The sequence below is a fragment of the Kribbella sp. NPDC054772 genome, from assembly GCF_053611945.1.
Genome location: NZ_JBSHBJ010000014.1, coordinates 162,447 through 180,447 on the forward strand (window position 1 = coordinate 162,447; position 18,001 = coordinate 180,447).

18 protein-coding genes are annotated in these 18,001 nt (G+C 69.5%); 8 read left to right on the forward strand and 10 right to left on the reverse strand.

Annotation, left to right across the window (positions count from 1 at the left end):
- Positions 1 to 33 precede the first annotated feature (33 nt).
- Positions 34 to 912: an endo alpha-1,4 polygalactosaminidase gene (locus ACWGID_RS22720; protein ID WP_452199523.1), complete on the reverse strand. Its 879-nt coding sequence runs from the start codon at positions 910 to 912 to the stop codon at positions 34 to 36.
- Between the two features lie 278 nt (positions 913 to 1,190).
- Between ACWGID_RS22720 and ACWGID_RS22725 the strand changes: the two genes are divergently transcribed.
- On the forward strand, positions 1,191 to 1,802 hold the full coding sequence (locus ACWGID_RS22725; RefSeq protein WP_452199525.1) for a TetR/AcrR family transcriptional regulator: 612 nt from the start codon (positions 1,191 to 1,193) through the stop codon (positions 1,800 to 1,802).
- Between the two features lie 157 nt (positions 1,803 to 1,959).
- On the forward strand, positions 1,960 to 3,357 hold the full coding sequence (locus ACWGID_RS22730) for an alpha/beta hydrolase (protein ID WP_452199526.1): 1,398 nt from the start codon (positions 1,960 to 1,962) through the stop codon (positions 3,355 to 3,357).
- A 3-nt stretch (positions 3,358 to 3,360) separates the two neighbouring features.
- Here ACWGID_RS22730 and ACWGID_RS22735 read toward each other — a convergent pair whose 3' ends face one another.
- From ACWGID_RS22735 to ACWGID_RS22755, 5 genes are all read right to left on the reverse strand, one after another.
- Positions 3,361 to 4,413 carry an aminoglycoside phosphotransferase gene (locus tag ACWGID_RS22735; protein ID WP_452199528.1) on the reverse strand — a complete coding sequence of 351 codons (1,053 nt, stop codon included), beginning with the start codon at positions 4,411 to 4,413 and terminating at the stop codon, positions 3,361 to 3,363.
- A 12-nt stretch (positions 4,414 to 4,425) separates the two neighbouring features.
- Entirely contained in the window at positions 4,426 to 5,133 is a 708-nt protein-coding gene (locus tag ACWGID_RS22740) for a helix-turn-helix domain-containing protein (RefSeq protein ID WP_452199529.1), read from the reverse strand.
- Between the two features lie 61 nt (positions 5,134 to 5,194).
- Complete coding sequence (locus ACWGID_RS22745) at positions 5,195 to 6,172, reverse strand: VanW family protein (protein WP_452199531.1); 978 nt, start codon at positions 6,170 to 6,172, stop codon at positions 5,195 to 5,197.
- A gap of 182 nt (positions 6,173 to 6,354) precedes the next feature.
- Positions 6,355 to 7,647 (reverse strand): Rv3235 family protein, encoded by a 1,293-nt coding sequence (locus tag ACWGID_RS22750; RefSeq protein ID WP_452199533.1) that lies wholly within the window; start codon positions 7,645 to 7,647, stop codon positions 6,355 to 6,357.
- 1 nt (position 7,648) lies between these two features.
- Positions 7,649 to 9,178 carry a LysM peptidoglycan-binding domain-containing protein gene (locus ACWGID_RS22755; RefSeq protein ID WP_452199535.1) on the reverse strand — a complete coding sequence of 510 codons (1,530 nt, stop codon included), beginning with the start codon at positions 9,176 to 9,178 and terminating at the stop codon, positions 7,649 to 7,651.
- A gap of 169 nt (positions 9,179 to 9,347) precedes the next feature.
- On the opposite strand from ACWGID_RS22755, the gene ACWGID_RS22760 reads away from it, so the two are divergent.
- Positions 9,348 to 9,899 (forward strand): hypothetical protein, encoded by a 552-nt coding sequence (locus ACWGID_RS22760; RefSeq protein ID WP_452199536.1) that lies wholly within the window; start codon positions 9,348 to 9,350, stop codon positions 9,897 to 9,899.
- A 117-nt stretch (positions 9,900 to 10,016) separates the two neighbouring features.
- Here ACWGID_RS22760 and ACWGID_RS22765 read toward each other — a convergent pair whose 3' ends face one another.
- Entirely contained in the window at positions 10,017 to 10,265 is a 249-nt protein-coding gene (locus tag ACWGID_RS22765; protein WP_452199538.1) for a helix-turn-helix domain-containing protein, read from the reverse strand.
- Between the two features lie 168 nt (positions 10,266 to 10,433).
- Here ACWGID_RS22765 and ACWGID_RS22770 point away from each other — a divergent pair, with 168 nt between their 5' ends.
- From ACWGID_RS22770 to ACWGID_RS22790, 5 genes are all read left to right on the forward strand, one after another.
- A complete protein-coding gene (locus ACWGID_RS22770; RefSeq protein ID WP_452199539.1) occupies positions 10,434 to 11,093 on the forward strand; it encodes an SAF domain-containing protein in 660 nt (219 codons plus the stop codon).
- Positions 11,093 to 12,367, forward strand: coding sequence for an AAA family ATPase (locus tag ACWGID_RS22775; protein WP_452199541.1), 1,275 nt, complete (start codon positions 11,093 to 11,095; stop codon positions 12,365 to 12,367). The genes ACWGID_RS22770 and ACWGID_RS22775 overlap by 1 nt, the downstream gene beginning before the upstream one ends.
- Positions 12,368 to 12,491: 124 nt before the next feature.
- Complete coding sequence (locus ACWGID_RS22780) at positions 12,492 to 13,286, forward strand: DUF4097 family beta strand repeat-containing protein (RefSeq protein ID WP_452199542.1); 795 nt, start codon at positions 12,492 to 12,494, stop codon at positions 13,284 to 13,286.
- A gap of 88 nt (positions 13,287 to 13,374) precedes the next feature.
- Positions 13,375 to 14,046 (forward strand): HAD family hydrolase, encoded by a 672-nt coding sequence (locus tag ACWGID_RS22785; protein ID WP_452199544.1) that lies wholly within the window; start codon positions 13,375 to 13,377, stop codon positions 14,044 to 14,046.
- Positions 14,043 to 15,281 (forward strand): glycosyltransferase 87 family protein, encoded by a 1,239-nt coding sequence (locus ACWGID_RS22790; protein ID WP_452199546.1) that lies wholly within the window; start codon positions 14,043 to 14,045, stop codon positions 15,279 to 15,281. The genes ACWGID_RS22785 and ACWGID_RS22790 overlap by 4 nt, the downstream gene beginning before the upstream one ends.
- Here ACWGID_RS22790 and ACWGID_RS22795 read toward each other — a convergent pair.
- The 3 genes from ACWGID_RS22795 to ACWGID_RS22805 form a co-directional block, all read right to left on the reverse strand.
- On the reverse strand, positions 15,241 to 15,984 hold the full coding sequence (locus tag ACWGID_RS22795; protein ID WP_452199548.1) for a nucleotidyltransferase domain-containing protein: 744 nt from the start codon (positions 15,982 to 15,984) through the stop codon (positions 15,241 to 15,243). The two genes, ACWGID_RS22790 and ACWGID_RS22795, sit on opposite strands and share 41 nt — an antisense overlap.
- Positions 15,984 to 17,225, reverse strand: coding sequence for a hypothetical protein (locus ACWGID_RS22800; protein WP_452199549.1), 1,242 nt, complete (start codon positions 17,223 to 17,225; stop codon positions 15,984 to 15,986). Before ACWGID_RS22800 ends, ACWGID_RS22795 begins: the two co-directional genes overlap by 1 nt.
- Before the next feature lie 83 nt (positions 17,226 to 17,308).
- The gene (locus ACWGID_RS22805; RefSeq protein ID WP_452199551.1) at positions 17,309 to 17,791 is read right to left on the reverse strand and encodes a cupredoxin domain-containing protein; all 483 of its coding nucleotides are present in this window, start codon (positions 17,789 to 17,791) and stop codon (positions 17,309 to 17,311) included.
- Positions 17,792 to 18,001: the final 210 nt, after the last annotated feature.

Genomic DNA, 18,001 nt, shown 5'->3' on the forward strand with positions numbered 1-18,001 from the left:
GACGGTCTCCAGGAAAGATGCAGGAAAGGGGTTTCAGCAGGTCTTGCGGACGTACCCGGAGTCACCGGGAGTCGAGACGTCCACGTCGCGCTGCACGATCGAGAGCGTTCCGCCGTACTGCGAACACGCTTTCCGCCGGCCGTTGTCGGTGTACTCGATCACGATCACGTTGTTGCCAAAGGCATCGACGTAGTCGGCGCACTCGTCGTACTGGCCGCATTCCTCGGCGACGGCGAAGTCCAGGCCGACCGTCGTCCGGTCGCCGGCCAGTTCGACGGTGTTCTTCTGGCCGATGGCCAGGCTCTTGCTGTGCGCGTGGGTGGCCAGCAGCTTCAGGAACGCCTTGGCCTGTCCGGCGGTGAGCAGGTTCTTCGAGCGGGTGTAGCTGTCGTAGTTGTCCGGCTCGATCGCCTGGTATCCCTTGGCCGCGCAGCCGTCGATCCAGCCGTTGACCTTGGCGGCGATCCGGTTCCGCTGGTCGGCGGTGCGGAGATCGAGCAGCGGCTCGCCCCAGTCCTCGTCGATGACGAGGTTGCCGTTGGCGTCGCGGAGCAGCAGGTCGGAGGCCCACTGACCTTGTTCGCCGGGCTGTACCTGGAAAGCGTTGACGTAGCAGATGTTGTAGAGCCCGGCCGCCGGTGCGGCGGTCCGGTCGCGGGTCACCACCTGAACGCCGGCGGGCGGGGTGTATGCGCCGCCTATCTGGTAGTCGAACTTCGCGTGCGCCGGCGGCACCGTGACTGACGTAGCTGACGCGCCGGCCGTGCGTGCCGCGTCTGCCGCGTCGGCCGGATTGTGGGTGCGGACGGCGACCGTCGCGGCCACGGCCAACGCGGCGGCGAGGCCGGCCACAAGGAGGCGGCGAGTGAGCCGGTGATGGGGGCGGTGGGTGAGTTGGTGCGACTTGGACACGATTGCTCCATCGGTCCCGGGGACGCGACCCCGCCTCGGGCCTCACCTGAGCCCTGGCGCCTGAAAACCGGGCTCCGGACCGCCTTGTCGCTGGCGTGGTCCGCTACCGGCTGGGTGCGTCACTGCCGACCCAGTCAAGCGCTGCCACGCGACTCCGTCAAGCAGAACGTGCATACGAGTGCGTGGATTCTGGCCCAGAGAGCGGTACTGCGCAGTGCTGGCGCGCGTGACCCGACTGTCACTTAGTGTCGAAATGGCACTAAGTGACAGGAGCGGCGATGAGTGTTCAGCGACGGGACCGGCTGCGGTTCGAGGTGTCCCGGGCCGCGGCGGACCTGTTCTGGGAAAACGGTGTCGCCGCGACGAGCGGGCAACAGATCGCGGACGCGGTCGGACTGTCCGTGCGTACGTTGTGGCGGCATTTCCGGAGCAAGGAAAGTTGCGCCGAGCCGATCCTGGCCCACAGCTGGGCCTGGTTCCTGGAGGGTTGGCGGCGCTGGCCCGACGACCGGTCGCTCGAGGATCACGTGGCGGCCGAGCAGGACGAGCGGACGCCGTCGGCCGAGGAGCTCGACGACGATCGCGCCGCCGGGAAGATGATCGTGCTCAGCCGAACGGAACCCGCGATCCGGACCGCGTTCCTGATGGCCTGTGATCAGGCCGAGCGCGAGTTGGTGCCGATCGTCGCCCATCGGTTGCGCCGGCCCCTCGACGACGTGGGGGTGCGGGTGCATGCCGCGACCATCATCGCTGTGGTTCGGGTGGTCAGCGAGGAGCAACTGGTCGCCGTCGTCGCCGGCGATCGGGCACGGCTGAGTGATCCGTTCGCGCGGATCGTGCGCGGGGTCCGCGAGGCCACCGGCGGCGCGATCGGCGACCCCATGAGCTGACGCCCAGCCCACCGTTCAGCAGACCTTCCAGCAGACAAGGAGAACTGTGCGAAAGACGACGATTGCTGTCCTGACCGCATCCGCTGTAGCCCTCGCCGGAACGGGAGTTTCCGCCGCGAGCGCTCCAGTTTCCGAGGCGAGTTCTGGGGTTTCTGTCGTGAAGGGGCTGAGCTGGGGTGCTTGCCCGGCGTTCGATCCACCGACCGCGTCGAAACCCGAGTGCGCGACACTCGACGTACCACTGGACTACAGTCGGCCGGACGGGCCGACGATCTCCCTCGCGGTTTCCCGCTTGTCGACAGCGGATCCGGCCAAGCGCCGCGGCATCCTGCTGACGAACTCGGGCGGTCCCGGCGGCGAGGGGTTGCGTTTTCCGGCCGACCTGGTCGATGCCTCAGGCACCAAACTCGCGCTGCCGAAGAACGTCCGGGACAGCTACGACATCATCGGTTTCGACTCCCGCGGCGTCGGCCGCAGTACGCCGGTCACGTGCGACCTGACCGCGGCGCAGCAGTTCTCGAGCGTGCCGCCGTACGCGCGGAACGCGGCTGACGTGAAGCAGCAGGCGGCGCTGGCGAAGACGATCGCCGGGCAGTGCGCGAAGTCGAAGACCGGTGCGCTGTTGCCGTACATCAGCACGGCGAACACGGCCCGCGACATGGACCGGATCCGCGCCGCCCTCGGGGAACGGAAAACGTCGTACTTCGGGATTTCCTACGGCACGTACCTCGGTGCGGTCTACTCGTCGATGTTTCCGGAACGCACCGATCGCGTCGTGCTGGACAGCTCGACCGGGCCCGGTGGCTGGGACTACGCGTTCCAGCGGCGGATCGCCCGCGGTTTCGAGGAACGTTTTCCGGACTTCGCGCAGTACGTCGCGGCGCACCCGGAGTACGGCCTCGGGACCACGGTCGCGCAGGTGACGGCGAAGTACTACGAGCTCGCCGCGAAGGCCGATCAGGAGATGGTCGGCGGGCGGTCGCTGGGCGCGATCTTCCGGCAGACGACGTTCAGCCAGCTGTACTACGACCACAAGTTTCCGGAACTTGCCGGAATCTGGCGGAGCTTCGCGACCGGCGACCCGGCCGGCGCTGCGAAAGCACCTGCGAAGACTGCTGCCGCCCCGGTGAACGACAACTACCTGGCGAGTCAGTTGCACGTGCTCTGCAACGATTCGCGCTGGCCGCGGGCGCTGGCGACGTACCAGGTGAATGTCGCGATCGACCGGATCCGCTACCCGATGTTCGGTGCGGCGACGGCGAGTGTGTCGGCGTGTGCGTACTGGCCGGCGCGGCAGGAGGCGCCGGTGCGGATCTCCGACCGTGGTCCGTCGAACATCCTGATCGCGCAGAACCTCCGCGACCCCGCGACTCCGCTGGTCGGGGCCCGGATGATGCGCGGCGTGCTCGGCGACCGTGCGCGAATGGTGACCGCGGATCAGGGCGGGCATCTCGCGTACCTGTTCAAGGCTGACCGGTGCCTGAACGACACCGTCACCGACTTCCTCGCCACCGGCCGGCGTCCCGCTCACGACCGCGCCTGCGGAACCACCTGACGATCACCGTCGTGCTCGGGTGATCGCCTCCGCGCACCAGTCGGCGACGAAGGCGAGGGCCTGGCCGCGTTGGTGGAACAGGTGCCGGCTGTCGACCTCCTGGTGGTAGGCGTTGTGCGACTCGTCGGACGCTCGGCCGAGCAGGCCGGGCAGCAGCCAGGCGTACTTGACGCCGGAGGCCATCACCGCGAGTCGCACCTCGTCCGGGTCGCCGTGCCAGCCGGCGTCGTGCAGGCCGTCGAGATAGTTGGTGATGCAGGTCTCGGCGAGCTCGGGCATCCGTTCAACCGGCCAGAACAGGTCGAAGACCGCGTCCGGGATGTAGTTGCCGATGTCCTCGCCGAGGGCGCCGTCGCCGAAGAACGACCAGTCGAACAGGGCGAGCTCGCCGGTCGGTCGCTGGATCACGTTCGAGACCCAGAAGTCGAGGTGACAGTGGGCGCGAGGGAGGCTCGCGACCAGGTCGAGTAGCGCGTCCCGATGGACCAGGAGCCGGGTCCAGGCTTCGCGCAGTCCGGCTGGCCAGGTCTCGCGGATCAGCGGCTGCTGCCAGGAGCTGTCGTCGGTCATCAACTGCCACGGCACGTCGCGCGTGGTCGAGTAGTCGCGGAGGAAACCCCTCGACGTCCAGGGCCGGTCGTCGATCGGGCGCGCCTGCCAACGGCCGCAGGCGCGCGCGAGTGCGGCATGTTCCGCGAGGCTGAACTGGGTGCCGGGCGTGCCGCCGATGTCTTCCATCAGGAGTACGGCGCCGTCCGGCGACTCCTCCGCCTGCGCGGAGGGGATGACGAGCCCGGCGTCGGCGAGTCGGCCGCGGAGTTCGTCGTCGCGGTAGACCTCGAGCTCGCGGCGCCAGTAGTTCCAGTGCCGCGGGTCGGTGGAGGCGGCCCACGGGCCTAGGGTGTCGGTCGGCCGGCGAAGCTCCTTGCGAACCGCAGTCCGGCCGTCCGCGTAGGTGACCCGCTCGACGGTCGCAGTCACCGCGTTCAACGGGTTGTGCCGCAGCGTCGCCGTACCGACTTCCGGGTGACCGGTCATGAACAGCAATGCTGACATGCGCGGGTTCTCTCAGCTCAACAGGATCTTCGGGGGCAGACCGGTGAGGGCTTTCACGTCGCGGGTGAAATGCGCCTGGTCGGCGTACCCGGTGAGGACGGCGACGTCGGCCAGCGATAGACCGGTGCGGGCGTGGTCGAGGGCGACGTTCATCCAGAGCACGCGGTCCAGCATCTTCGGGCCGTACCCGAAGGCTTCCAGACAGCGCCGATGCAGTTGCCGCTCGCTCAGGCCGACCGTCCCGGCCAGGCGGGAAACGCCCGACGTACCGCGGAGCAGGCCGCCGCGGACGCTGCGGAGAACGTGCGGGATCAGCCGGTCCATCGGTGCCTCGACCAGTTTGGCGACCTCGAGGTCGAGCGCGGCCGCTGAGTCGGGAGCCGATCTGATCCGGTCGAGCAGGCGTCTGCTCCGGTTCGGCGACCAGAGATCGGCCAGCCGGGCCCGCTCGTTCAGCAGTTCGCGGGCCGGTACGCCGAGGAAACCCGGTGCCGCTCCGGGCGCGAACCGAATCCCGGCGTACCGCGTCCCGCGGGGGGCGCTGCCCGTCCAGGCGTGACTGTCGGGACCGGCGACGATCAGGTCGTCGTCCATCAGCAACAGGTCCATGCAGCCGTCCGGGAGGATCCGGTACTCCCCACCTTCGGCCTCGCGTGTCCACAGGCCGGCGCCGGCGATGCGCGCGGGGCGCTCCCGGTACGGCTCGACAGCTACGGTCACACCGCCAGTCTGCTACGCCCTACCGACAGTTTCAGGCCCGTGCGGCACCTGTCGCCTGGCGTCAGCCTCGGGGCGGGTACTGCTTGGGGACCACGACGTCGAGCACCGGCACGTCGACCGGGACATACTTGACCAGGGCAACGTTTTCCTTGACCAGTTCGTCGCGGAGCGCCGCCCCCGTACGGCGGTCGATCACGGTCCGCCAGATCTCGTTGCGGCGGAAGTGCTCCGCTCCGACGTGCAGGAACCGCTCGTCCTTGGAGAACACGCGGTACGACGACGCGGCCGGGACGTCCGCGAGAATCTCGCCCTCGAGATAGCGGTCGCCGACGCCGACGTGCAGCTGGAAGGTCTGGTCTGTGTCGTTGCGGAACTGGAGATCCACATAGTTGTAGACGATGCTGCAGCCGACACCCCACGGCAGTACGCGGCCGTTGTCCGGGAACGGGTCGAAGCTGTGCGTCGAGCGCTGCGTGACCGTCATCGGCGAGTGCAGCACCATCCAGTGCAGCAGGTTGGCGAGCTGGCAGATACCGCCGCCGATGCCCGGACGAGCCTGTCCGTTCGACAGCCGCATGCCCTTCGCGTACCCCTTGCGACGGGTCGCGTTCCCGACCAGTTTGTTGAAGGAGAACGTCTCGCCGGGCCGGATCAGCAGACCGTCGACCTGGGCGCAGGCGAGCGACAGGTTCTTCACCTTGTTGTGCTGCATCCACATCTCGGTCTCACCGAGCTGCCGCAGCAGGAGCGACTTGTGGCGCTTGATCCGCACCGGAAGGTCGGCCGCCTGGCGCACATCGGCGTACGGCGTGCTGGACCGCATCCACTCGAGGCGTTTGACCGCGCGGTGGTAACGCACCGCCAGCGGATAGAGCAGCGGCACCCGCTCGGTCCACCGCCGGCGCCGAACCGCGGGCAGCACCCGCGCCCGCTCGGCCGCACTCAGCTCTTGCACCTCGACCTGCCACGTCCCGGCCGGCGACACCCCAGTCGACTCCGTCCGTTCGTCCAGCGGTGCGGCAGTTGTGGTCTCAGACATCCTGTTCCCCCGAACAAGCGGCCGGCCTGGTGACCGACCTCGGTTACCGTACGCCGCCGCGGCCCCAACCAGATGACAGCAACAGCACGATCGGATTGCGCTCCGTACGACGCCGTGTACACACCGGGAGTTCGATGACGGCGGCAAATACTTCCGAACCCAATCGAGTTCGCCGCGGCCCGTCAGCCGATCTCGAGGGCGGTGCAGACCCAGCGGTTGCGGCGGATCTCCAGGCGGAAGGCGATCGCCCGCGAGCGGTCCCCGTGCCGCACGTGCGCGGCGACCTCGGCGATCCACGGCTCCGGCATGAACACCCGCACCGACCGCACCGTGCTCTTCTCCCGCGCCCCACGGCTCACCGCGGTCGAGTTCAGCCCGAGCAACCGCACCCGCCGGTTCAGCTCCATGAACACGCTGTCGTCCGTGAACCGCACCAGCTGCGAAATCGGCCGATCCCCAGCCAGCACCTCAGAAACCGCCTGAGCCAACCGCCCACCCCAAGCCCGAGCCTCCGGCACCCCAACCGGAACCGCCGACGTCTGGGCGGTGCCGACGGGGGAGCCGCCAACCTTCGCGGCGCGACCCTTGGCGGTCGGGACCGAGGCGGCGGTCGCGGCTGAAGCGGCGCCGGCGTTGGCGGCGGTGGCGTCGACCGGGACCGCGCGCGGGGTGGTCGTGGTGAGCGGCGCCCGGGCCCCGTCAGGCTGCCCAGGCGCCGCGTCCGGCGTCGCCGCCGCCGATGCCGAATCCGAGACGACGCTGAGCTTCCGCGCCTTCGTCGTACCAGCGGCGTCCGCACCAGCCGCGTCAGCCTCGGCCGGCTTCGCGTCGGCTGCGTCTGACTCGACCGTGGGGTCCAGGTGCGCGGGCTCGGCAGCAGCCGCATCGGCCTGGGGTGCGGAGGTGATGCTCGACAGGTGGCGTGGGGCGGAGCCGACGCCGAGTCGCGTGATCGCCTGCAGGCGCAGGGCGAGCGCCCCTTCCGTCAGGCCACCGGCGTACCGAGCAGTCGCAGGTACGGCGCTCCTCGCGGACCCGCCGTCCACAGCCTGCAGCCGCGGACGCTCGACCGCGGCGAACATCCCCGGTACCTCCGCGCGCGCCGCCCCGACGACTGCGGCGATCGCGGTGGTGCCGAGCTGGTCGGCCCGAGCGGCGTTGGTGACGGCCATGGTTGCCTCCGTGGATTCCAGTGCTGAAGTCGGGTCGGTAACGGCGGCGAGAACGACACGCTCCGGCGCCGAAGCGGCGGACTCGTCGTACGCCGAGGTAGTGCCGGACGTACCGCGCACCGAGCCCGTGGTGGCCCCGTCCTGCGCAGCGGAGACGGCGGACGCGTGCTGCGCCTGAGCCGCGATGGCCTCGTCCTGTGCGGAAGTGGCGGTGGCAAGTACCGGCGCCGTGGTGGACTCGTCCTGCGCCGAGCTGGTGGGGTGCTGGAGGTCCTCCGCACCGAGGTTCTGTGGCTGGCTCATGTCACTTCTCCTGGTGGGTGGTCGGGAGGTGGTCGCCGTGGGTGGGCGGAATGCGGAGGACCTGGCCGGGAAGGATGAGGCCGGGGTCGTCCCCGATCACGTGGCGGTTCGCGGCGTACCAGGCGGGCCAGCGGGCGGCGATCGCCGCGTCCGTCGCACCCGGACCGAGCTCTCGCGCGGCGATGCTCCACAGCGAGTCCCCCTCGCGCACGACCACCCGCACCGGAACCCGCGGCCGCAGCTCCGTGTACCGCGTCGGCGCCCCGTCGGTAGGCCGATCCGGCACCCCCATCCGCATCCGCGCATCCGTCGGCCGCTCCGCACCCGGCTGAGCAGGCGCCGCAGGACGACCAGGCGTACCCGGGGTGCCCGGGATGCCCGGGGTGCCCGGAGTCGTCGGGTCGCCCGGCGTGGTGGGGCTGCTTGGCTTGGTCGAGGCCGCGGAGGTCGTCGGACGGCCAGACGCGGTCGGAGTCCCCGGAGCCGTGGGGTTGCCGCCAGTCCGGCTGCCAGTCGGCTGTCCCGGGGTAGTCCGGTCAGTGCCGGCGCCGCCGATCTCCACAGTCGAGCGCGGTTCGGTCGCACGGTAGTTCGCTTCGGTGCCGCCGATTTCGACGGTGGAGCGGGGCTCGGTGGCGCGGTACTTGGCGGTGCTGCGCTCCTGCGTGCCGGCCGACGACTGGGTGCCGGTCGAGGACTGCTTGCTCGCGGAGGACTGGGTGTTGGTGGAGGCGCGGGTCGTGTTCTGGTCGGCGGAGGTGGCGGGGCGGTTGGTGTCGGCGCCGCCGATCTCCACGGTCGAGCGGGGCTCGGTCGCGCGGTAGTCGGTGGCGCCGCGCTCCGCCGTACCGGCCGACGACTGAGTGTTGGCCGAGGACTGGTTGGCGGTCGAGGGCTGCGTGTTGGCGGAGGACCGAGCGGTGGTGTTGTCCGCGGAGGTCGCGGGCGGGTTGGTGTCGGCGCCGCCGATCTCTACGGTCGAGCGGGGCTCGGTGGCGCGGTAGTTGGCTTCGGTGCCGCCGATTTCTACGGTCGAGCGGGGCTCGGTGGCGCGGTAGTTGGCTTCCGTGCCGCCGATTTCGACCGAGGAGCGGGGTTCGGTGGCTCGGTAGTTGGTGTTGCCGAGGTTGACCGTGGACTTCGGCTCGGTCTGGTCCCACTGGCGGACGTGGGCGCTGTCGCCGGGGGAGGCGTGGGCGACGCCGACCGTGAGTGGGGTGACGGCGGCGACGCCGAGGCCGGAGCGGAGGATGGCCCGCGCGGTCTTCGTCGTGATGCGCCCGGCGACGGCTCCGGCGAGCGCGCCGACGACTCCGGGGATCTGCTCCAGCACCGTCATCAGGACGGCCAGCACCAGCCACCCGTACGCGATCCAGGCGACCGTCCCGACCGCGAGCACGGTCAGCGAATCCAGGTCGTACGTGCGCACGCCGCTGATCGACCCGGCGGTCATCCAGCGCAGCGCCAGCCCGAGGGCAGCCAGCGCGAGCACCGCGAGTGTGCCTTTCAGCACCCGGATCATCGCGTTCATCCCGCTTCGCTCCCGACCTTTGAGTTTGCGTTAGTTTGCGTTGGCTTGACCACTATAGACCGGTTCTAGGTCAGCTTTGCAAGTCCTTAACGCACGCAGCGTCGGTTTCCGGTGCGGAGGGTGATCACCGAGGGGTACGTCGGCACTCGGGACCGGTAGGTTCACGGTCATGCGGTGGGATGCGTTGTTCGCGGACCTGGAGTCGCAGTTCGAGGCGCTCCAGGAGACGGATCTGTACGGCGAGGTCGCGGACCGGATCCGCGCCGAGGTCGGGAAGATCACGGTGCTCGACCGGCTCCGCGGTGCGGTGGACACCGTCGTCCGCGTGGAGCTGATGGACGCGGAGCCCGTGCGCGGGCTGCTAAGCCGGGTCGGCAAGGACTGTCTGCTGCTCGAGACCGAGCGCTACGAGGAGTGGCTGATCCCGGTCGGGGCGCTGGTCGCCGTACACCAGCTGGGGCCGTGGGCCGAGCCGGCCGTCGGGGCGGTCGAGGGCAAGCTCGGGCTCGCCCATCTGCTCCGGGGGATCGCCCGGGACCGCTCACCGGTCACGCTGTTCTGCGGCGGCGGCCGTGGCCCGGTCAGCGGCACGATCGACCGCGTCGGTGCCGATTTCCTCGAGCTCGCCGAGCATCCCTTGGACGCGCCGCGCCGCCGGACCGAGGTCTACAACGTCCGCCTGGTCCCCACCCAGTCACTCCGAGCCCTCCGCCGCCGCTGACCCAAACACCGGCGGGTACGCCGACACGCGCACCCATCGGTACTCCCGCCGCGACGTATCGAGTTCACAACCATCTGGTCTCACCAGCGCCAGCCCGCCGGCGTGACCGTCTGCGACTTAGAAGCGGGCGTCCTCCGTGGTCTCGGCCTCTTCGCCGAGTGGATGGCTGTCGATGAACTGCTCGGTCTCGGTGTAGAGCCGCTCGATGTACTTCTCGAGCTCGGTGGCCTCGACCCGCCACTGACCGCGGCCGCCGATCTTGACGGCCCGGATGTCACCGCGGCGGACCAATGCGTAGACCTGGTTGGCGGAGATGTTCAGGACCTCCGCGACATCGGCGAGCTGGAGGAACCGGGGGCTCGGCATCGTCCGTACTCCTTCGGATAGTGGCTGGTTCCTTCAGTTTGCCACGGTTGGCGAATGGATGATCGCGTTTGTCCCCAGGCCGTGACAGCCTGTGGATGACCGTTCACGTCCGGAACCGGGAACGGGCAGAATGTCCGCCGAGAGCGATCGATTGACTGGGGAGCCGACGTGGTCGAGACACAAGTGCGAAGTGGATTCGGTGCGCCGTCCGCGCCGGCCCAGCGGAACCGGAAGGCCCGCTGGAAGGACGGGCGTCTGGTCCTGGGCGTGCTGCTGGTCGCCGTCACCGCGTTGGCCGGCGCCAAGCTGCTGTCCTCCGCCGACGACACGACCACGATCCTGGCCGCCAAACACGAGCTCCGGGTCGGCGCCCCGCTCACCGGGGACGACCTGACCACGGTCCGGGTGCGCTTCACCAACGGCAACGACTCGGGCCGGTACCTGTCCGCCGACGCCGACGTGAAGGGCCTGGTCGTCGGCCGCACGGTCGGCGAGGGCGAGTTCCTGCCGAAGGACGCCGCCGTCCCCAAGTCCGAGCAGACTCGCACCGAGATGCCGCTGTCGGTCGCGACCGGCCGCCTGCCGTCGGACACCGCGGTCGGCGACATCGTGGACGTCTGGGTGGTGCCGAAGGAGGAGGGCCAGTCGGCCAGGCCGCTGTGGAGCAGCGTGCGGGTGCTGCAGATTGACTCGGTGAAGGGCGTCTCGGGCAGCACGGCCCGACGCCAGGTCCTGATCAGCCTCGCCTCCAGCGACCTGCCCCGCATCCCGGCCGCTCTGACCGCGATCAGTGCCGGCGAGCCGACCCTGGTGCGGAAGGGCAACTGATGGCGATCCCCGTCCTCCTGGCCGTGACCGGCGCGCCCTGGGAGGCAGAGGTCGTACGGCGGACCGAGCGCGCGCCCGGGATCAGAGTGGTCCGGCGCTGCGTCGACATCGCCGACGTGATGGCCGCGGCCGCTAGCGGGCAGGCCCGTGCGGTGCTGCTGGCCGACGCCCTGCCCCGGCTCTCGTCGGACGCCGTCGCCGCGCTGCACGCCCGAGGCATCGTCGTACTGGCGCTGGTCGACCCGACCGAGAACGGTGCGCCCTTCGGCGCCGAGGACCGGCTCGCCCGGATGGGGATCGAGCGGATCCTCCCGGCCGACGTGAGTCCGGGGGATCTCGGTCGCGCGGTCACCGACGCGGTCGACTCGGGTCCGCCGGTCTCCAACGCGCACTTCGCGGGCGGGTTCGTGCCGCTGACGCCGGACACGATCAATAGCGAGCCGCCGCCGTACCCCGAGGGAGCTGGCCGGCTGATCGCGGTCTGGGGGCCGACGGGCGCGCCCGGGCGGACGACAGTGGCCGTCAACCTTGCCTACGAGCTGGCGCTGAAGAAGATCCCGACGCTGCTCGCCGACGCCGATGTGTACGGCGGGACCGTCGCGCAGATGCTCGGGATGCTCGACGAGACGTCCGGGCTGGCCGCGGCGGCGCGCTCGGCGTCGAACGGTTCGCTCGACATGGTGATGCTCGCCAAGCACGCCCGGCAGGTGGATCCGCATCTCCTGGTGCTGACCGGCCTCAGCCGCGCGGACCGCTGGACCGAGCTGCGGCCGGCCGCGATCGAGTCGATCTGGTCGACCGCGCGGACGCTGGCGCCGGTGACGGTGGTGGATGCCGGGTTCTGCATCGAGACCGACGAGGAGATCTCGTTCGACTCGCTGGCCCCGCGGCGTAACGGGGCGACCGTCTCCACGCTGGAGGAGGCCGACGAGGTCATCGTCGTCGGTTCCGCGGACCCGGTCGGTCTGACCCGGCTGATCCGGGCGATCCACGAGGTGCGCGCCGTCGTACCGTCGGTCACCGTGCGCGTGGTGATGAACCGGGTCCGCTCCGGCACGCTCGGCGGCTCGCCGAACGAGGCGGCGGCCGAGGCGCTGGCGCAGTACGCCGGGATCGAGCCCGCGGCGTTCCTGCCGTTCGACCAGAGCGCGGTCGACGCCGCCATGTCGCACGGCCGCAGCCTCTCCGACGCGGCCAAGTCCAGCAAACTCCGCAAATCCCTCCAGCAACTCGCCACCACGATCCACAAGGAGCTGGCCGCCGTCCCCGCCTGACCCGGGATCAAAGGGCGGCGGAGTCAGGGTCGGATGGTGGGGATCTCGGGGACAACCCCGCCAGACAGTGCGGGTTTGGTGTGCCAGGGTTTGAGGTACTTCGATCCGTACTTCAGGGAGCGTCATGTCCGATGTCCAGGGGCGGCAGTCCAGTTCGATGAGCGCGCAGCGGCGGTACGGGATCGCCATCTCGATCGCGCTCATCCTGGGTGGCGTGTACTGGGCACTCACCGGGCTGACCGAGGGCACCAAGAGCGGCCAGCAGAGCTACCAGGTGCAGGGCGACTCGCTGCTGGTCAAGGGTGGGGCCGCGAAGGTCGAGATCCAGCCCGGGGACGGCACCGAGCTGAAGGTCGACCGGCAGTTCGAGCGGAACGTGTTCGGCTCGGATCCACAGGAGAGCTACGACGCGGGTGACAGCACGCTCGAGCTGAAGAGTGGCGGCTGTGGGTTCCTGTCGTTCGGGTGCAAGACCAGCTACGTCCTGACCGTGCCGCGGGACGTCAAGCTGAGGGTCGAGAGCAGCAGCGGGGACGTGACCGTGTCCGGGTTCGCGGGTGGGGCGGACGTGAAGACCAGCTCGGGCAACATCGACGTCCACGATGTCGGCGGGCCGCTCACGATGCGTTCGAGTTCGGGTGATCTCGCGGGGGACGGGTTGGCCGCGACCTCGGTGACGACGGCCAGTAGTTCCGGGAGCGCGACGCTCGACTTCACAGTCGCGCCGCAGTCGGTCGAGGCGAAGTCGAGCTCGGGGGACGTCGAGATCCGGATCCCGTCCGGTGCCGAGTCGTACAAGGTCGACACCACCACCTCGTCCGGCGACGAGTCGGCGAACGTCAAGATCGACCCGAACGCCACCCGCACGATCAAGGCGAAGACGTCGTCCGGGGACGTCAGCATCGAGTACAACCACTGATCCCGGCGATTCCCGGCGGCCGTGTACGTGGAGTGAGCGCCGGGGCCGGAAGCGTCACGGAGGTCGCGGGCTGAGTAGTCTTGCCGCCATGGTTGAGGTGCGCGCGATGCCGCGAGGTCTGTTGGTGGACTGGGGCGGCGTGCTCACCTCCGGCCTGGAAGCGGCGCTGCGGCGCTGGGCGGAGCTGGACGATTTCGACTTCGACTCGTACCTGCGGGCGCTGCTCGCGTGGCTCCCGTCGGAGTCGCCGGAGGACGCGACCGCGGAGGCCGAGCTGAACCCGGTGCATGCCCTCGAGCGCGGCCAGATCGCCGTACCGGACTTCGAGCGCAAGCTGGCGTCCATGCTGGTACGGCGGGACGGGACGCCGCTGCCCGCCGAAGGACTGATCGAGCGGATGTTCGCGCACTTCGAGCACCAGCCGGCGATGGCGGCGCTGGTCCGGCGCGTCAACGAGCGCGGGATCCGGACCGCCCTGCTGTCGAACTCCTGGGGCAACACGTACCCGCGCGACACCTGGGACGGCATGTTCGACGACATCGTGATCTCCGGTGAGGTCGGGTTGCGCAAGCCCGAGCCGGAGATCTTCCTGCTCGCCGCCGGCCGGCTGGACCTGAAGCCGGAGGAATGCGTGTTCGTCGACGACCTGCAACTGAACGTCGACGGCGCCCGTGCGGTCGGCATGACCGCGATACTTCACACCGAGTACGACGAGACCCGGCGAGCGCTGGAAACCCTGTTCGGAGCCGACCTGACGTGACCGTGACCACCCCTCCCTCCTCCCCTGTTCTGCCGGCCGGCCGCCGCCGCGTGCTGATCGCGATCGCCGGCTGTGCGGTCCTCGTCGCGCTCGGTGCCTGGGTCGCCCACCTGTACGGCGGCATGATCGACCTGCGCGTCTACCGGATGGGCGGCTCGGTGCTGCTGCACGGTCAGTCGCTGTACGACGCGAAGCTGCCGGGCGGCTCCGATCTCCCGTTCACGTACCCGCCGTTCTCGGCGATCGCGATGGTCCCGCTGGCCGCCGTACCGTGGGGCGTCGCACTGGTGGCCTGGACGACGATCTCGGTGCTGTCCATCACCGCGCTCTGGCGGACCAGCCTGCCGAAGACGTTCTGGTCGTTCATCAGCCAGCGCAAGCAGACCGCGGTGCTGATCGCGCTCACCCTGCTGTCGCTGCTGCTCGAACCGGTCTGGCAGACGATCCAGTTCGGCCAGATCAACCTGTTGCTGACCGCAATGATCCTGCTGGACCTGGTCCGGCCGAACGACGCGCGGCTGCGGGGGTTCTGGGTCGGCGTCGCGATCGGTGTGAAGCTGACGCCGCTGCCGTTCCTCGCGTTGCTCGTGGTGACGAAGCAGTGGCGGGCGCTGCGCAACGCCGTACTCGGGCTGCTGGCGACGATGGCGGTCGGGTTCGCGGTCGTGCCGCACCAGTCGTGGCGGTACTGGACCGACGTGATCCTGGACGCCAACCGGGTCGGTGGCATCGCGTACACCGGGAACCAGTCGTTCAACGGGTTCCTGCACCGGATCGGTGACGAGGCGAGCTGGGTGCAGCCGGTCTGGTTCCTGCTCTCGGCCGCGTTCGGGCTGATCGTGCTCTGGCTGGCCCGGCGGTACTGGCTGGCCGACGAACGCGTCACCGCGATTTCGGTACTGGCGCTCGCCGTGCTGTACGCGTCGCCGATCTCGTGGAGTCACCACTGGGTGTGGATCATCCCGCTCGGCGTCAGCCTGATCCGCGGCATCAACCGGGTCTGGGGACTGAACCCGGCGGTCGTCGCCGGCGTGCTGTTCTACGGCTTGTTCGTACTGCGCTCGATCTGGTGGGTCCCGTACCGCGACGACCGGGAGCTCGACTGGTCGTTCTGGCAGTCGATCCCCGGCAACTCGCACCTGATCGTCGGCATGGTCGCGTTCATCTTGCTCGCATGGACCAGCCGCGGACTGCCTAAGACCGCGTCAACTCCCGAACCGGCCGCCCAAGCCTGACCGCCAGGTCCGCGTCGACAAGCTCCACCTCGGCCAGCAGTACGTCGACACTCGCGCGAAACGCCCGCCGCAACTCGGCGAGCTCGAGCGACCGCACCAGCGTCGGCTCCACGGTCGTGCTGGCGACCAACGGCAACAGATGCAACCCGCGACCTTGCGAATGCGGAACGTCGTACCGCAGGCACATCAGCATCAGCACGTGGTCACGGACTCCACTGATCATGTACTCGGCCTGCCACACCTTGCCGCGCGCGATGCTCGATCGCGCGTGCAGGGCGTACAGCCACGCCATCCCCACCAGGTCGATCGGCGACGGCGCTTTCCAGACCGGCTGCTCCACGGTCTCTCCGAACAGCACTTGGAAGGCGGGACCGCGCGCGCCGAACTCGTCGGCCGGGGCGAAGGCGATGTCCACCTGCAGCGTGGACTCCAGCAGGAACACTCGGTAGACGGTCCCGCTCGACCACACGTCGGTGTGGTGGACGGCGCCGTGGTCCTTGTACAGCCGCGCCGTCCAGTCCTCCAGTACGGCCTGTTGGTCAGCGCTCGGGGCGAGGCCGAAGGCGAGGTCGATGTCCGACCATTCGTCCTCGGCGCCGGACGCGGCCGATCCGGTCAGCGCGGCACCCGCGATGCGCGCGTCCGCTCGGGCCGCCTCGACCAGTCTGTCGCGGAGGGCCGAGCGGGCGGCGGGTGTGTACATCAGGAAGAGAACAGTAGGAGCAGGCCGCCGCAGGTGTAGCCGACCATGACGACGAGTAGCGGGAGCTGACCAGCCAGCGCCTTGGCGCGGGGGAACAGGGCGACCGCGCGGTCGTGGGCCGAGACGACGCCGAGCAGGTGACCGCCGACCACCGCCAGCACCTGGATCACCGCGATCGCCGTGCTGTGGTTGGTGATACCGGTGTTCACCGCGAGTAGACCCGTGCCGAAGATGTTCGCCCCGTTGCTCAGCGGGTCGCTCAGGTAGATCAGCGTCCGCTGCCCCTCGAGGATGAACAGGGTCAGGTAGTGCGCCACGACGTACCCGAAGGCGATCGGTACGAGGGAGTGCGCGAAGAGACCCGGGAGCGACGTACGGGAGCTGTCCGAGAGGCGGCCGGCGAGGAGCGTGGCGCCGGAATACGTGACCAGCACGAACAGGATGAACACGATCAGTGCGGCGGTCCCGAGCCAGGTCATCGAGACGTCTTGGTTCTGCGCCCAGCCGATCCACGCCGACGAGTTCGAGAATCCGTCGTACGCCGTCGAGCCGAGCAGCGCGGCCACCAGTCCGACCAGGCCGGGCCGCGGCTTCATCCCGTCGAGGTTCTCCAGCGGACGCCGGACCACCAGCGCGCCGTCGGTCCGGCGGCCCCACGGCGAGAGGCGCGACATCAGCGTCGCGTACGCCTCGAACGGGTCGCCCTGCGCGAACCAGCGGTCACCGAACAGGATCGCGCCGAACAGCGTGATCACGACGTACAGCGCGATCCAGGCTTGCAGTACCGGAATCGTCGCGCGATCCGGCGCGACCAGCTCCAGCCAGGTGAACGCGAAGATCCCGAGTGCGGCCGGCCACAGTCCTACCCATGACGGGAGCTCGAGCAGACCCTTCGACGACGGCTGCCGGAGCAGTTTGGACAGCAGCAGGTGGATCGTGCGCAGCGGGTTGAGCGTCCGCCAGACCGGTCCGAGCAGGATCGAGATCGGGACCAGTCCGACCCAGACCAGGATGTAGATGAAGCCGAAGATCGGGTTCGTCAACCGGTCGACGCCGAACATCAGCGACACCATCGCGTACAGGAAGGTCGCCAGCCCGACCACGCGGACGATCCACCGGAACCAGCCGGCGTCGACCGTCCGGGTGATTGCGGCGGGCAACGGCTTCCCGGAGGCGTTCCCGCGGTACTTCGGACTTCGCCACGCCAGCCCGAGGATCACGAACGAGACCGTCACCGCCACCGCGGCACCACCAACCGCCAGCCCGAACGGAACCGGAAGGTCTTGCCGACCCCCGATCCCGTGCAACGGGAGCAGTTGCGCAATCACGAGACGACGAGTTTGGCGACCAGCTTGCCGCTCTTGTGGGTCTCCACCTCGAACGTGCCCTTCATGTTCGCGGTGAAGGTCACCGACGCGGGCTTGCCCGGGGTGAGCTCCAGCTCCTTGTCGTAGCCGTGGATGTGCAGCTCCTCGTCGGCGTCGCTGGTCGCCTTGACGAGCACGGTCTGGCCGGCCTTCACCTTGATCGTGGCGCCGCTCGGGTTGACCTTGCCGTTGGCAACGGTGACGTCGATGGTGACGTCGGCCTGCTCACCGGAGGGGTCCGCGGTGTTCGACGGGGAGCTGGTGTTCGGCGACCCCGGGGTCGGGGTGTTGGTCGGCAGGCTCGAGGTCGGGGTCGACGCGCTCGCTGACGGGGTGCTGGTTCCGCTGCCGGAATCGCCGCCACCACAGCCGGCCAGGACCAGCACGCCGAGGGTGGGCAGGAGAGCGGTGGCGGCACCGCGAGTGAGGGTCGAACGCATCGGTCCAGAAGCCTTTCGAGGGGTACGTGAACTTCTCAGGGTGCGGGACACACCCTCTTGCCTGACGAACACGAATGGCTCATCGTTCCCTGAGGAGGGCGTCTGGGACCCCTGCGCCTACTGCGCGGCACTCGGCGGGCACCTCACCGCGCTGGAGGAAAGGCCACGATGAAACCACATCGAGACCTTCCCTCCCGCGCGGCGAGGCAC

Bases quoted from the DNA above. Each gene is read 5' to 3' on its own strand.
- ACWGID_RS22725 (WP_452199525.1), top strand. From the start codon at position 1,191: ATGAGTGTTCAGCGACGGGACCGGCTGCGGTTCGAGGTGTCCCGGGCC.
- ACWGID_RS22735 (WP_452199528.1), bottom strand. From the start codon at position 4,413: ATGTCAGCATTGCTGTTCATGACCGGTCACCCGGAAGTCGGTACGGCG.
- ACWGID_RS22745 (WP_452199531.1), bottom strand. From the start codon at position 6,172: ATGTCTGAGACCACAACTGCCGCACCGCTGGACGAACGGACGGAGTCG.
- ACWGID_RS22750 (WP_452199533.1), bottom strand. From the start codon at position 7,647: ATGAGCCAGCCACAGAACCTCGGTGCGGAGGACCTCCAGCACCCCACC.
- ACWGID_RS22755 (WP_452199535.1), bottom strand. From the start codon at position 9,178: ATGAACGCGATGATCCGGGTGCTGAAAGGCACACTCGCGGTGCTCGCG.
- ACWGID_RS22760 (WP_452199536.1), top strand. From the start codon at position 9,348: ATGCGGTGGGATGCGTTGTTCGCGGACCTGGAGTCGCAGTTCGAGGCG.
- ACWGID_RS22765 (WP_452199538.1), bottom strand. From the start codon at position 10,265: ATGCCGAGCCCCCGGTTCCTCCAGCTCGCCGATGTCGCGGAGGTCCTG.
- ACWGID_RS22775 (WP_452199541.1), top strand. From the start codon at position 11,093: ATGGCGATCCCCGTCCTCCTGGCCGTGACCGGCGCGCCCTGGGAGGCA.
- ACWGID_RS22780 (WP_452199542.1), top strand. From the start codon at position 12,492: ATGTCCGATGTCCAGGGGCGGCAGTCCAGTTCGATGAGCGCGCAGCGG.
- ACWGID_RS22785 (WP_452199544.1), top strand. From the start codon at position 13,375: ATGGTTGAGGTGCGCGCGATGCCGCGAGGTCTGTTGGTGGACTGGGGC.
- ACWGID_RS22795 (WP_452199548.1), bottom strand. From the start codon at position 15,984: ATGTACACACCCGCCGCCCGCTCGGCCCTCCGCGACAGACTGGTCGAG.
- ACWGID_RS22805 (WP_452199551.1), bottom strand. From the start codon at position 17,791: ATGCGTTCGACCCTCACTCGCGGTGCCGCCACCGCTCTCCTGCCCACC.